Origin of the sequence: Chitinophaga pinensis DSM 2588 (assembly GCF_000024005.1) — a bacterium.
GTDB classification, from domain to species: Bacteria; Bacteroidota; Bacteroidia; order Chitinophagales; family Chitinophagaceae; genus Chitinophaga; species Chitinophaga pinensis.
This window is the reverse complement of sequence record NC_013132.1, coordinates 2087569-2104029: the sequence shown is the minus strand read 5'-3', so window position 1 is coordinate 2104029 and position 16461 is coordinate 2087569. Positions and strand designations below refer to the sequence as shown.

Genomic DNA, 16461 nt, shown 5'->3' with positions numbered 1-16461 from the left:
GGTTATCTGATCAGGTTGATAATTCCTTTCTTATCTACCGTACTGCCATCTGCCAGTTGCAGTCTGCATACATACATGTATACGCCTGATGGCTGGGGCTTGCCTTTATAAGTACCATCCCATCCACGGTTCTGTACATCAGATTCGAAGAGTTTTTCACCCCACTGGTTGAAGATCATCAGGTGGATGTCTTTGATGATGCTACCATACACTTTCAGTTCATCGTTCACCGCATCGCCATTAGGTGTGAAAGCATTCGGGATATAGATACCGCCCAGCAGTGTGGTACCGCTTACCGGTCCTGCTTCTACTGGTTTACAGCCCAACGCTCTTACCCAGAGTTTTACTTCCTGTACGGGTTGTAAACCGGTAAGGATATGGAATAATCCTTTGCTGCCGGAAGATGGAGTAGTCCAGTTCAGACCATCGGTGGATACTTCATATCCTGAAGCATTTGGCACCGCATCCCAGGTGAAACGCAGGGCGTTTACGCCTGTGGAATCGAGTGTTACAACTGGTGCCGTCAGCTGTGGCAATACGGAGAGTACCGCAGGTGTACGTACTGGTGAAGCACAACCTTCTTTATTTGTTTCCAGGTAATAGATGGCGTTTGCAGTAACATTGGTGACGCTCAGTGTACTGCCATCCGCTATTTTATTACCGCCTGCAGCGGCATCATACCAGCTGTAGTCTACACCTGTTGCAGGGCTTTGTACTTCGAAAGAAGCGGCTGTACCCATACAGATGGCCAGTGAGTCATTGACCAGTAGTCCTTCTGCAGGTCCTTTTACTTCCAGTGCTTTGGTCGTATCGGCTATACAACCATCTTCTGCTACCAGACCAATGGTCACATCGTATGTACCACCAGCTGAGTAGAGATATACAGGAGACTGTATACTATCTATCGCACCGTTACCAAACTCCCATTTCCATTTTGTGATAGCTGCGTTATTAGTTGTTGAACCTGTTCCTTCGAAGTGTACGGAGTCGCTTACGCATCCGTTGAAAGTGGCAGTATAATCAACTTTCGGTGCGGCTATTACATTCACCGGCAGGAAGGTCTCTATTTTGTTATCACAGCCTTCGAATGATGGGTCCTGCATCACTACCGGCACATAATAAGTACCTGCTTTAGAGAAGGCGTAGTCTGCATCAATCGCGAAACGGTAGTATTTCTTATTGTTCGCCATGAAGGAATCGACCGGTACCGGATTATTCTGTGTCACATCAGCAGCAGGTGTGATATTGCTCACCTTACTGATGTTCCACTGTAAAGAGGTTGGCCGTTGTGTCGATATAAAGGTGAACCTGAACGGCGTATTCTCACAGGTGTAGTCATTAGCAGCGCCTGTACCGTTATTCACGTTGGAGATCGAAGCACGGGTATTCAGGTTTCTTACCAGCGTACCGGCGTTATAACCATAGCTTTCATCTTCACCCAGACCATAAGTGATTGCAGTAAATGCAGAATCACTTTCTACGTAACTCTGTGCTTTCGTTGCATCCCAACGTTTTACTACTACCGTGTAACCTGGCAATGACGGGTGCGGATATTTGTAGTCGAACAATGTGCTGTTATCTATTTTCAGACTGCTCACACCATTGGTCGGAATGATCAGGGTCAGGTAGTTGGTAACAATACCTTCTTCAGTATTACGATAGAAACCAAGCTTTTTAATACCCTGTTCAATCGGGCTGAGATAAATCATCTCAGGATCACCGTAACCATCGGTATTAAAACATCTACCCCATGAAGCCATATACTGTGCCACCATAATTGGCTGATCAGCTTCAATATAGGCTGGTTCTTCACTTACATACTGGTAGAAGCGACCTTTATTCAACCCGGTCAGTAATACGCCATCTACCTTCACTTTTGTAGCGGGATCCTTTACCATAATCCTGTACACGTTACCCATCATTTTGGACGGATCTTCATCAGTGGATGTAGGAGCTGTCAGATAGCGCTTACCCCAGGCCTGTGAAGGGAAACACTGCTGAATAAAGTTATCTCCGTTACCACCACTGCCCGTAGGATCACAGCTAACGCTGGTACGGCTGTTACCAGAGAACACGGCGACCGGATAACATTTACCGGCAGAGTTAGATACTGATCTGAAGATCGTACCAGTCACATCATAACCGGTGGTTTCATTTACTCTTGCACCCATTACCTGATATACCTCCCCCTTATTCAGGGTTACGGTAAATGGCACGTTGGCTGGGTGACCGGTAGCTGTCGGAACAGACGGCGTAATCTCTACCACTGTATTTGGCTGATCTGCGATCACATACGCCCATGAGTAGTCACCGCTACCATATACCTGGTTATAACCCAGCGCATAATATTCATATCCATAAGTACCTACCGGCAGGAGCATGGTGGCGCCAGAGGACTGGTTACCATAAATATGCGCATATGCTACAATCGGTTTATCACTTTCAATGCTGATACCTCTGTCAAAGAGACCTTCGGATACCAGGCGGGCATCTTCCAGCCCATTTTTCGGTATTCTGTCTGTTGATAAGGTTGAATTCGCATCCAGGTGGTAATGTCTGATCCAGCTGGTACCATTCACTTTCACCGTAACGTCCGCGGCTTCCTGTGCACTCAGATAAAGCACCATATCCTGATCGTTACTACTGAAGAAGAACTCGTGGTGACCATATGCCACCCAGAAACGGGTACCTCTGTTGGAGCTGTCAGCCGGTGGTATCACGACAGGAACAACTGCTCTTGCGCTATCTACCAGACCTGTGAATTTATCAAGGAAGCTCAGTTTGGATTCGGTGATATAATTGTTGTATTCATCTACTTTACTACTGTCGGTCACCAGCCACTTGTCATCTGTATCTGTTCTGCCTAATCCCAGCTGTGATTGTTGTCTTACAAACCCCTGCCATGGATCCATGTAGAATGTCTTCACAGAGAAGTCGTATGTACCGGTACCGCTTGTTGTCACATCATTGTAGAAGTACATTTTTTCCACAGACGCATCTACATTCGGCGGCACGGTACCCGTATATCTTCTGATATCCACAGTAGCAGGAACCGGCGCACCTGCGGCCCAGGTGATTGACATTACGCTATCAGAACCCATCATAAAGTGCTGGGTAGTACCGGCAGCAGGCGCTGTAGGTGTAGCGGTCAACAAGGCTGGTGTGGAAGTCGGCACGAACTCATATGCACCCAGGTCAGGTACACCGTCCTGTAAGGTGGCAGACCTCGGCTGACCTTTGATATCATGATCATTGAAAGGAATCTGTACACCACGGCCATTGAGTGCCCATACGCCAGGCGCATTCAGCACCGGACTACCATCAGTCAGGTTCAGTTCCGGCTTGTAGAAGATAGAATGTATATCCAGTCCGGTATGTCCTACCCATGAAGCCAGGGTAGCATCTTTATACAGAGAGGTAGAAGCCAGTACTGCACCGGAAGAATAGATCAGGTTATAGTCTGTATTCTCTCCTGCTACACCACCCATATCCAGGGCGATGCCTGCTGCACCATGACTGAAGATGTTGTTTCTTACCACTACACTGCTACCATCGTCATCTCTGAATCTGGCGGTGATATTGGTAGTTTTACCGGAGAGGTCAGGAGATCCGTTATAGATCGTATTGTTATAGTAAGTCGCTGCCTTATCACCATCGACATACAGTCCATAGACTGTTTTGTTCGCTGTTACGAGGCTCACTACGTTGTTCAGAATACTGGTATTGTTGTTATCGCCGGTATATAAACCGTAGAGCGATGCTTTGTTGTTGGTCAGCGCGATCACCTTATTACCGATGATCTCGAAAGGCGCGTAAGTAGGCGTAGTACCCCATCTTGCCTGGATACCGTATATTTTGTCGCCGGATACTGTATTCAGGATGTTAACTGTATTCTGATTGATCTGCCAGGCGGTATCAGATTCGAAGACATAGATACCATAGCCGGAGCTACTCATATCACCATCCAGGTTGATAGTATTCCTGGTGATCTGCAAACGGCTGGTATACTGCGAATAGATACCCCATTTGAAGCTGTTGTTGATGATGTTACTATCGATCACATGATCCAGGGACTGACTCTGATCACCGAGACCATAGAAGTAAACACCGGCAGAACCATTTTCAATCGTGTTACCTTTGATTACGATGTTATTACCCACATAGTTTTCCCCGATGATAGCGGCAACATCTGTGCTGCTGTTGATCACATCCGGCGCAATGATCTTACAGTTCAGGATACTGTCGTAAGCAGCTGCTCCAGAGATAACAACGACTTTACCGTAGTTATTGTCTGTCGCCTTCATGGTGATACCATTGAAAGTAATATAGCTGGCACTATCCAGGCGGACTACATAGTTGGTATCATAAGGAGAAGCGTAGGTCAGTACAACACCTGTAGCGATACCGTTGGCGCTCCGGAAGGTAATCCTTGCATCAGGACCGGCGCCCGCTACTTCATGCATACTGATGTGCTCATTATAAGTACCTGCGGCGACATCAAATATGATAGCGCCATCGATACCACATTCCAGGGCTTCCACTGCTTTATTGAAGGATTGGAAGTTAGTCACACCAGCTGGTTTTGCCGGATCGATCGTATAATGACCTGCTGCAAATGCGGCGTTCATATTTACTTTTACCGCAGCAGAATAAGTAGTATCAGTACCACATACTACGATACAACGGAAGTAATTTTCGAAAGTGATCGGTGTAGCCAGTGTAGACACATACTGCCATTCACCGAAGTTTGTCCACGGACCGGTAGCTGCTTTCGCACGCTGCCAGTGATAGGTTTGCGTACCACCTTTGGTATTACCTGTCAGGTCCAGTCTCACTGTATCACCGAGACAAATACCACTGCCAGGTGTGGCTGTAGCTGTACCGGCAGTTGGTGGTGTGGTACATTTTGGAATATTGATTTCATATGCACCCAGGTCAGGTGTAGTCGTACTTCTTGTTACGCCGATGATATCTTTTGTCACACCTACTGGTATACCCGCATTGTCAAACGGAGAGATCACCGGTGCGTAGTTGCCATTAGGCATATCTGCGTAGATCGGTTCTACACTGATAGAAGCGATACCAAAAGGCGTAGCCTGCCAGGTCGCGATATCAGGCACCGTGATAGATTCTACTTTACCGATATAGGAGCGACCCGCTGCTTTAAGATAGATATTGTTATTACCGATACTCAGGATCTGCTGACTGGCATTACCCAGTTTAATACCGATCCTGTCGTATCTGTTACTTGTTTCGCTTCTGAGGCTGATGATATTGTTATTGAAAGCCAGACTGTCTGCATTACCGTCCAGCGAGAAGCCCAGTACGTCTGCGTCAGGAGAACTTTCTATTTCGATCGTATTATGATAGATACCGGTTTTATTGGTAAATCCGCCATAGATGGCTGTAACAGTTGATCCGCTGCCACCGGTAGCATGGATGATATTGTTTCTTACAATATTCCATACGTTACCTCTTGTCTGCTCCAGAGAGATACCTACGAATCCACCATAGGCGGTACTATTACCACCAAAAGGATTGATCACGCGGTTATTCTCAATGAGGAGACCGTTGTGTGTGGAAGATTTGATACCGTTAAAGTCACTCATACTGCCACTACGTGTAGGACGGCTGATGGTGTTACCCGCAATCACGGTATAAAGTGTACCATCTGTCAGGATACCGTTCTGCGTGAATTCGGAGATCTTATTATTCAGTATCTGGTTATTCATAGCCGGGTATTCTTCTTTACCAAATAATGTCAGTGCCGAATAACCACCTACGATATTATTTCTTTCTATCAGGTTATTATTACAATAAGAAGCGTTATAGCTTTCTGCTTCATCAGTACCACTACCATTGATCACCATCGCCACTCCTTTGGAATATTCCGTAGTGCTTACGATGATGTTACATCTGCGGATGATGTTGTTATCAGCATGGTCCATCAGCTGTATACCAACGCCGTACTGACCACTCCCGTCACCATTTACCGTCAGACTATCAATAATCACATAATCACTATGACGCAATTTGATCACTGCTCTTTCTGAGGATACGTCTGAGCTGTAAGCGATGGTATTACCGTTACCATTGAAAGTAACTGTATTTGTCGCGGATGCGCCTTTAATCGTATCCAGTATCATCTGTTCGTTATATGGACCGGAACCTGCCACCACGTTGAACACTACCGGGCCAGAGATACCGCAGGACAATGCATCCGCAGCAGACGTAAAGCTGGTGAAGTTGAGTGCGGAAGCCGGTGCATTTTTGTTGATGGTATAAGTCTGCGGCGCCATAGGTGGGTTTACCGTCAGCAATACCGGCACGGAGAAAGTAGTATTTCCGCTACAGGTGACTGCCAGGCGATAGTATTGTGTTGTGGTGGCCGTGATCGTCGTGTCCGGGCCAGACAGCACATTACCAATGGAAGTGAAAGGACCTGCTGCTGTTGCGGCAGTCTGCCACTGATAACTCTGCCCGATACCGATGGAGTTACCGTTTGCACCCAGCATGACATCGGTATTCTGACATACCACTGGTTTAGACAGTGTTGCAGTACCCGGTGCAGGCGGTGCTGTACAGGCAGGCGGGGTAAATTCATAAGCACCCGCATCAGGTGTAGTCGTGCTACGCGTAGCGCCTGTGATATCCAGGACTACATCTGCGAAAGCGCCTTTATCATCCACAGAACTATTCTGTGGTTTGAAATTGCCGGTTGAAGGATCTACAAATAATGGCGGTGCAAAAACAGAAGCTTGTTCACGGCCGGAAATACTCTGCCATTGTGCAAGCGTTGCGGCATCCTGTCCTTCATATCCGACAAAAGCATTCGTCACTGTATTCGCGATGAAGAACACGTTTCTGTCAGATTCCAGTCCGGAGCCCGCGCCATCTGTATACATGGCATGTTTCTTAAAGTTACCCGTCCTGGAAATGTAGATCAGGTTATTTTTAAACTGGAGACCACCTGCACCGTTATCAGCCGTAAAACCTTTTGTTGCGTAAGTACCCTGAGCGGCAGCACCGTCCAGGACGATGGTGTTATGATACAACCAGATATTATTGGAATAGTAACAGGCGATACCGGTAACATCGGCGCCGCTGTTCATATCATAGATCAGGTTGTTAGTGATTTTATTTTCAAGACCGGTGATAGCTACCACCATGTTAACGTTAATACCCGTAGCCGGCTGTTCCTGACCAGGCATACCTCCATATGGGGTATGGATACGGTTAGCGTTAACAATTGCTTTTGTGTTCAGTCCATTCAGTTCAATACCTGCGAAGTACCACTGGGTAGTTCTGGTCGGATTACTGATCTCATTACCTTCTACCAGTGTATTGAATGAGCCCTGCAGTTTTATACCGGTGTTGTGAACATCGTATATTTTATTGTTGATCACCTTGTTACCGGATACGGATGTAAACTGACCGCCAAACATGGCGATACCGTAATATCCACCGGTAATGGTGTTATTGCTTAAAGTATTGTTATCACACTTTGCATCTTCCTGTGTTGCACCAGGACCACCACTTAAAGTGATACCTACAAACTGATCGATGGTGGTTACCAGGTCACTGGTGATCGTACAGTTGTTGATGGTGTTATTATCTGCATCGTTTGTCAGGTGTACAGCGGTACCATATTGCTGGAAGCCGGTGCCTTCTGCTTTTATCTGCAGGTTATTCACCGTTACATAATCGATTCCATCCAGTTCCAGTACATATTGTTTTTTTGCATCGGCGGACAGGAAATGCAGCAATTCACCGTTACCATTGAAGGTAATCGTGCTGCTGGCAGATGTACCTGTAACAGCAGGAACAGAGACCTGTTCGTTATAAGGACCTGACCCTGCCGCAACATTGAATATTACATTACCGCTGATACCACATCTGATAAAATTGACTGCATCTGCGAAGGAATGGAAGTTATTGCCGGCAGTTGGTTGTCTGCTGTCAATAATGAAAGTACCACTCACCGGCGCAGGCGTTACTACCTGCTGACTGGCAGATGTAGCAGCGCTACCAGTGGTACAGGTTACTACACAACGATACCAGGTACTGCCCGTTTGTGTCACCGTTACACTTGGTAAGGTTGCAAAGCCGATGTTTGTCCAGGTCGTATTATTAGCAGAAGACTGCCATTGGAAAGTTAAACCGGAGGCGAGTGAAGTACCAGTCAGGGACAGGTATACTTTACCCGTTGCACAGAGTTCTGCTGCATTCGCTACTACCGTACCTGCGGCAGGCGTACCCGTACAGGCAGCTGCCGGCGTCCAGGTAAACAGGATATCAGGACGCGTATTCAGGTCGCCGGTGTTGGCGGTAGAAGTGGTACTACATTCTGTACCATCGTTCCCCCTGAATGTATGTGCCGCTTTATAAGGCATCATGGTGGTAAAGGCCACTTCCGGGTTCTCATTGCTGGTACCACCGGAAGGATCGCCGTTACATACCTCGACGATGATATTATCAGAACCATTCCAGGTAAGCGGCGTATTAAATGCGAACTTATTATAACCCGCTACCGGCAGGTAGTGGTTAGGACCGTATACCTGGTTAGTGACGGTTTCCCATCTGGTTTCATCCAGGTTATTCAATGTCACGAAACCTACCTTTATTACATAGTTTTCTATGATGCTCATACCACGCAGGTTCAGCACATTAAAACCCAGGGCACTGATATTACCGGCGCTCATACCTGCGGCCTGCAGGTCGGATGCGAGATACAGGTATTGTGCACGGGCGCCTTGTTTGTAGTCCTGCAAGGGGCATGGATACCAGCTGATCTCGCTACCGAAGGTGCTGGAGCCCAGTTTAATATCCTTGGTCTGGGACTTAACAGGCAGTATACCCAGCAGTGCTACTGCCATGAGCAACAAACTCCTGTAAAAAGAATAAGTAGAATACCGTTTCATGTGAATAACTTTCTTTTTGGATTGTTAAAACCAGGATATCCAGGATTTTCCGTCTTTAGCGCTTACCATATCGTAACCGCTGTTCGTTTTTACCAGGTAGAATCCGTTGGAGTCTGTGATCTTCGTAATGGTGTTGGAGACAGCAGTCTCTCCATCCGGCAGTTCTCCGAGTATGCCCAGGTACGGGAATATGATGCGGCCGTCTGTCTTGAAAGTCGGCGCGCTGAATGCAGGCCCGTATTCGATGTATTGTCCGGCCTCAGTGCGGGTTACAAAACCTAAGAGGTCATACACTGTATTATCGCTTGTGCCGAATTTCGGATAGAATACAACAAAGGAATAGTTAGGCAATTGCTGAATGCCATAGGCATCGTCAATACCGTCTACGTGAAATCCATCTACGGTTACCCAGTAGCTACCTGCGTCTACCTGCTGTTGCCACCAGCTCTTAGCAGCCTCTTTATCTATTACCAGCGGTTTAGCAGTTTCTTTGATTGTACCGGTATTACCATTGGCGGTAAAACCCAGTGTAGTCGTGGATGCATTCCAGGTAACATTGTCAAAGCCGGTCAGCGTTTCATTACCTGTACTGATTGCAGGAGAGAATGCTACACCGGTAGGTGTATAGTAGAAACCAGTGCTTGCTGTATGGTTATTGCCCCCTTCATCTACCCAACTGATTGTAATGGTTCTGCTGGCAACATCAAAAGACACATCATATCCTTTACTGTTAATGGTGAGGCGTTTGAAGTAAGTGAGGTAGCTACCTATTTTATCGATCAGGCGATTACTCTTTTCAGCGCTGTAGGCATTCTTCTCTGCTTCTGTTGCTTTTACCAGTACCGCTCTGCTGCCATGATATCTTCCTTTGAGTACAATGGAGTCTCCGCTCATTCCTTCGATAGAAAATTCAAAGTCAGAATACAGTCCCTCGCCATACACACCCCCATTTACGGATCCGTCAGGATCGCTCAGCAGGTGTATATAGGAGTAGGTATCAAACAGGAGACATGGTTGCTGCAATGCCTTCAGGCGATAGCTGCTTTCTGCCATGGTCACGGAAGATGCCGAATCAAAATCCGCATACATCTTCACCCTGTTGGAATCATTGAACTGAAAGTAAAAGGAGAATATTCCATGCTCCAGACCGGAAGGATATACCAGCCCTTTCCAGCCGTATGGCGCTGCCACCAGCATATCGTTATACTTTTTCAGGGTATCGTTCAGGCGGGTATCGGGAGGAGCGTTGAATACGTCTTCATCCGATTTCTGGCAGGCTGCCAGTACGAAAAAGGTAAAACATATCAGGAGTAAGCGTTTATACATAATATCTTGCGTCTTTTCTTTGTGTTTTGAAATGATTGTCAACAGCTGTTAGTAGATCAGTGACTCCACTGCTTTCCGCTTCTTCGTCTGCAGACTGTAGAAATCTATTTTCCAGGCTGTTTTAAAGTAGGCCACGACCATGGCTTCTTTCTGACGCAGGGCGGATATTGCCTGGGCCTGTGTCACACCGCTGGCGGCCGTACCTTCCGGTATGCTGGCAATCAGCCTTTCAAACCCTGCGCGTCCGTCCGTCAGCATCAGGGAGATCATTTCCACAAAGTCATCATCAAAACCTGACATGGCATATGGGGTAATAAAACCATTAGCATGTGCCTCGTCATCGCTGATATTCGTCCAGTTGGCAGAATAACGCCCTGCAGAGATGTTTTTAAAGGCGGGCGGGTAAAGTATCGTCTGATGAAGAATATGCCCGAATTCGTGTTCTATTACGTGAAAGATCTGCTTCAGCGTCGCTGAGTCAGAAGGCTTGTAATTAGGCATACCTTTAATGCGAAAAGAATTGATAGAATAAAGCACCACTTTACGACCACCTTCAGCGGTACCTAAAGTGATGGTGCCGTTATCCACATTCCAGCTGGCACTACCACAAAGGATCAGGAATTTCGGGCTGTTCTGACGGAAGAATTCAATACCAGCTTCCTGTACATAGGTGTCAATCCATACTTTTTTAATAGATTGCAGGGCTGGTTTTACCATTGCTTCCTGCGGCGGTACCAGTGTTTTGTTCAGGTCAAACTCAAACTGGTCCCATTTGTATTTGGCTTCAATGTTATACGGTACGACCAGGGTATCGTACAGCCATTTGTCAAGCGCTGTCTTTTGCCAGGTATCTCCACCCAGTCCCGGAATGTCTTCCAGGTTACTGAGATCGTCATCTTTTGCACATGCGGCCAACAAGGCCAGCGTCAGGAGAAGGAATAATGTCTTTATATTTTTCATGCTGTTTGCGGGATAAATCCTGAGAAATGTTTAGCGGGGATTTAATGGAAGTCCGGATGTTTTTGCAGATACCGGTATCTGGAAGACCCTGCGCGGATCGTCTGCTCCGAGTATCATCGTCTGTCCCTGACTGGTTACATGTGTAACGGGTACTTTGTAACGCATCAGGTCAAACCAGCGCGTACCTTCCTGTACGAATTCCGCTCTTTTGAAATCCAGTACGGCATTTAACAGTGCGCCTTTACTATCTGAAAGACCATAGTAACTTTTGCACTTCGCCAGTGTCACAACATCAGCACTTGCATCGTAATTGGTGATACGGGTACCGGCGTAGGTATTCAGATCAGCAAGAACAGCGGTGGTATTCCCCAGTTGTGCATTTGCTTCTGCCCTGTTAAACAGTACTTCTTCTGCAGTGAACAAAGGCACCATGGTGTATATGTAACCAATGGTCGCATTCACAGATTCCTTTACAAAATATTCACTCAGCTTAGGGATGAAGTAATCGGCAGTACCATAGGTATATGCCGGAAAGCACCAGTCTCCACCGGTTACGTTGCTCCCCATGATTGCTCTGTACATCGGAAAGTTCATACCAAAGCGGTATTGCGCCAGGTTACGGCCGTAGCTGGAATTGGTTTCTACCAGCAGGAAGTTGGCGTTCTCGCTGGAGTTAGAATAGATGTTGAACAATTCCAGTGGAGAAAGGAATACGTAGGAAGTATTCCATGGACGCAGATAGCTCACTGCCTGGCCTGTTGTGAAAGCCATATCCGCATAGGTAATCACTTTCTGATAGTCGCGTTTGTAGAGGTAAAATCTTGCCGCAAAAGCATACGCTGCTTTCTGGTTGAAATGGTACTTAGGCACCTTGTACTTATCATCGCGGATCAATGGTAAACCTGCCAGCAGGTCTTTCTCAATCTGATCGTATACATAAGCGACCGTTTTCCTGTCGTACTGTTTGAATACTACTTCTTCCGGCTCGGTAACATATGGGATGCCCATATCTGCATTAGCGGTTGTTGCATCATAACTTCTGGAGAAGATATTCACCAGCATAAAATGTGCATATGCGCGTGCTACGAGTGCCTCCCCTTTCTGACGACTATAAGCAGCTGTATCCTTTGCATTTTCACAGGCGATCAGGGCATTGTTAGCTGCAGCGATAGCGGTATAGGCAGCCGCCCAGTAATATTCAGGAGAATCCTGGTTGATGTTCTGCACATCATCAAAATAGAAAGGGTCTCTATTGGTACGTACGTCGACACCAGTACCTTTATCGGCTACGTTATCTGACATGGCTTCACAGAAAGTCATATAGTTAGCCTGCGGATAAGCAGTACCCAGCAACTGACTCACCTTTTCAGGAGTATCCAGTTGTGTCCAGGTACTATCCGGTTGCTGATCGAGATATTTTTTACATCCGGTTACGGACGGGAGAATAGCCAGGAGTATATATAGCGCTTTTCTTTGCATAAGGTCTGTTTTTAAATGCCCACTTTAAGAGATAATGTAAACTGCTTCTGTATCGGCTGCGCCACACCTCCGGCGTTGAAGAACTCAGGATCCTGTCCTTTCAGTGTTTTGTCCGAATAGATCAGCCACATGTTATTCGCAGCAGCTGTTACCAGCAGACTGCTAAAACCTGTTCTCTTCAGGAAGCTGGCCGGCAGCAGGTAAGTCATGGATACTGTTTTCAGACGAACAAAATCTCCTTTTGCTACACGCGCTGTTGAATAGTTATAGTTGTTGTAAGGATATGCACCACCGAGCAGTGTCTGCTCATATGCGTCGAGTATAGACGGTACATCTGTTTTAGTCTCATCTTTCGGCATTACCCAACGGTCATAGAATTCATTTGGCATCGCGTCAAGATCAGAATAAGCTGTTTTGAAAGCAGGATACAGGCGGATCTTGTTACCCCACTGGTAAGTCATGAATACATTCAGGGAGAATGCTTTGTAACGGAAGGTGTTGTTCAGACCACCTGTTACCGGCGGATCTACAGGTCCCTGGTACACCAGCGTACCGGTTGCATCATCCTGCAGGTCTACGTTTGAACTGGTCTTACCATCCCCTGTAACGAAAGTCGGCACACCCGTGCGCGGGTCCAGCCCTTTGTAGTCGAGAGAGAAGAGGCTGCGTACAGGATATCCTTCTTTGTTACCACCTTCAGCAGCTACCAGGTCAAAGATAAGCGGGGAGTTTTTCGCGTTGGTGATCTTGTTGGTGTTATAACCGAAGGTCAGGTTGGTTCTCCATCCCCAGTGTTTTTGGCGGATTATCTCGCCACCTACCATCACTTCGATACCTTTGGAAGTCATGTCTGCATAGTTGGCTGCCTTGTAGAGTTCACCACCGATACCGGATGTTTTGATAAGGCTGATCAGGTCAAAACTTTTACGGCTGTAAAGGTCGAGGGTCATGTTCAGGCGTCTGTCTAAGAAACCGGCTTCTACACCCACGTTGGAAGTATATAACTTTTCCCATGTTAATTCAGTGTTTTTCAGGTGCGCCAGCTGGATAACAGATTCCACTTCATTAAGGTGTGCACGGCGGCTGTTCACCGTCCGATAAACGATGTTAGAGTTGGTAGCAGGGCCCATACTTGCAGTCAGTCCATAGCTGGCGCGTACGGAGAGATAATCTACATGACGGAAGTCACGCATGAAGTCTTCTCTGTCCAGGTTCCAGCGACCGGCGAAGCTCCAGGTAGGAAGCCATCTTGCATTGGAAGAAGCACCCAGACGGTTGGAACCATCGTAACGGGCATTAGCGCTGATGCTGTATTTATCGGCATAAGAGTAATCAGCAGTACCGTAGAAAGCGGCGAACCTGTCATAGTCACGCGCCATACCATAATAGGGGAAGTTGCTTTCAATGGTTTGTTTCAGTACACGATAATCGATGTAAGGCACACCGCCATTGTTGTACTGGTAACCATAACCCGTGCTGGATGCATTTTGTCTGTCGGCATATTTTACCTGCTGACCTGCCAGGATGTTCAGGTTATGATTGCTACCGAAAGTAGTTTTGTAGCTGAGGGTATTACGGAAGTCATAGTTTACCAGCTGGTCTTCTGTTCTGTTATAGAAGCCTCCTTCTGGTAATACAATCACCGGCGGGGCATCCGGGTTCTCCGGATCACGGTACAGGAATTTATTATTCTGCGCGATAGTGGCATTGTCTGCCGCTCTGTAAGCGTTAGCCATGTTGGCGTCTTCTGTGATCTGATGTTCACGGGAAGACTTCACATAACGCAGTGCACCTACAAATTCCCATTTCAGTTTATCTGTGATCTTCCAGCCCAGATCTCCCTGCAGACGCAGGTCCATTACATTCAGGGACAGGTAGTTATTTTGCAGTTCGTTAATGATATTGAAATCAGCGAAGTTGCGTCTGAAGTATTCCAGGTTACCTTTATCGTCATATGCTCTCAGGGTACGGCTGGTATTCAGTGCGTAGCTGAAAGGGTTGATATCGAAGTCACGGTCATACTGACCTTCTACTGGATTACTATTACGCGTGAGTGCGCCCGGCGCTCTCTGCTGACGTACAGAACCGAGTGTAGAGAAACCGGCAGAGAACCGGTCAGAGAATTTATAGTTGTTACGGTAGTTCAGGGTATAGCGATGTACTTTATCTGCTATTGTCCAGCCGTTATCACCATAGTAACTGGTGGAGAAATAAGATTGGGAGCGATCCGTACCGGATGATACGCTGATAGAATGTTCCTGTACAAAGTTGTTGCGGAACAGGATATCAAACCAATCGGTGTTTGCTCTGCCATATTGCATCAGGAAAGCTTTGCGTGCTTCAGGCGTATTCTCCAGTCCGAAGTGGCCATTCACGTCGGTCTGCAACATATCATACATCTTTCCGTATACGCCTACGTCGCCACGGGAAAGAATATCGGATGTCAGCACACCTTTACGCTCAAGCTCCGCCAGCACAGACATCTGTCTGGCGGAGTTCATGATATTAAAGTTTCCATAGGTAGGTTTCAATTGTGTACTGAAGTTGCCGCTATAGGCGATAGCAGGTTTACCTGCACGGCCTTTTTTGGTAGTGATCACCACTACACCGTTCATTGCGCGGGCGCCATATAACGCCGTTGCGGCAGCATCCTTCAGGATATCGAAACTTTCAATGTCATTAGAGTTCAAACCTGCTACAGCAGAACCCAGCAAGGTGGTAGGGTCTCCGCTGGACAACTGATCGTTGGAGATATTGGCTACATCTTCCAGTACCACACCATCTACTACCCACAATGGTTTGTTATCACCGTTGATAGAGGTAGCGCCACGTATACGGATCTTAGGTGCAGTACCAAATGTGCCGGACACGTTCTGTACAGACACACCCGCTACACGGCCTTCCAGCATACGGCTTACATCTGCCACACCATTTATCCTTACGTCTTCTGCTTTGATAGATACGGCAGAACCCGCGAATTTCTTCTTATCAATATTCTGGAAACCAGTCACTACTACTTCTGATAATGAACCTTCCGTACCACTGAGCAGGACGTTCACTACAGCCTGACCAGTGAACAGTACGACCTGAGCTTTCTTACCAATAAAAGAAAAACGTAAGCTATCACCGGAACGGGCGCTCAGTGTAAAATTACCATCAACAGTCGTCACGGTACCTTTTTTGGTAGACAGGTTGACTACTGATACATTAGGCAGGGCTACTTTCTCTTCCGCACCGGTCACTCTTCCTTTTGCCAGACCCATAGGCATAGAATCTCTTACGATACGGCTGTCAGCCGCATGGTTGGTTCCGGCAGCATGTGCTGCGCCGGATAGTAATAGCAGTATTGTAACCGTAATAATTCCCCTCCGGCGCTTTTTTAGAGACGCCGGCAATTGATTACCATGTATAGGTAATGTCATATGTATAGCTGATTTACTGAAATGATCCTGGTTGTAAAAAATATCTTCTTCTGGTTGCTCCTGACCCGATAGTGTGACGTACTATCCGGCTTTTACTGTTCCACGCGTTAGATTTAGCTGTAACGAATTAACATTCAACTGTCAATACCCCTTTAGAATGTTGCGAACTAGGCTCGTTTTTTCAAAAGCTAAAATTATTCAGTTGGGAAGGTTATTGCATCCGGGTAAACCGCCTTTATAGAAATTAGCGGTAAACCACTATTTAATTCTTATCTTACTCCCCGGAATCAGCCAAACTTTATATTCGTAACGACACTATTTTATAGGAAATCCTTTGTTGCAACCAGAATCTA

At 46.8% G+C, this 16461-nt stretch carries 5 protein-coding genes; all 5 read right to left on the bottom strand.

What is annotated here, in order from left to right; translation table 11 throughout:
* Nucleotides 1-2: 2 nt before the first annotated feature.
* Genes CPIN_RS08755 through CPIN_RS08735 form a run of 5 tightly spaced genes read right to left on the bottom strand, consistent with a single transcriptional unit; the run spans nucleotide 3 to nucleotide 16108 of the window.
* Complete coding sequence (locus CPIN_RS08755) at nucleotides 3-8921, bottom strand: DUF8696 domain-containing protein (RefSeq protein ID WP_012789410.1); 8919 nt, start codon at nucleotides 8919-8921, stop codon at nucleotides 3-5.
* Between the two features lie 24 nt (nucleotides 8922-8945).
* Nucleotides 8946-10247 carry a DUF4302 domain-containing protein gene (locus tag CPIN_RS08750; protein WP_012789409.1) on the bottom strand — a complete coding sequence of 434 codons (1302 nt, stop codon included), beginning with the start codon at nucleotides 10245-10247 and terminating at the stop codon, nucleotides 8946-8948.
* A gap of 48 nt (nucleotides 10248-10295) precedes the next feature.
* Nucleotides 10296-11207 carry a zinc-binding metallopeptidase gene (locus CPIN_RS08745; protein WP_012789408.1) on the bottom strand — a complete coding sequence of 304 codons (912 nt, stop codon included), beginning with the start codon at nucleotides 11205-11207 and terminating at the stop codon, nucleotides 10296-10298.
* A 30-nt stretch (nucleotides 11208-11237) separates the two neighbouring features.
* On the bottom strand, nucleotides 11238-12686 hold the full coding sequence (locus CPIN_RS08740; RefSeq protein WP_012789407.1) for a RagB/SusD family nutrient uptake outer membrane protein: 1449 nt from the start codon (nucleotides 12684-12686) through the stop codon (nucleotides 11238-11240).
* An 11-nt stretch (nucleotides 12687-12697) separates the two neighbouring features.
* Nucleotides 12698-16108, bottom strand: coding sequence for a SusC/RagA family TonB-linked outer membrane protein (locus tag CPIN_RS08735; RefSeq protein WP_012789406.1), 3411 nt, complete (start codon nucleotides 16106-16108; stop codon nucleotides 12698-12700).
* Nucleotides 16109-16461: the final 353 nt, after the last annotated feature.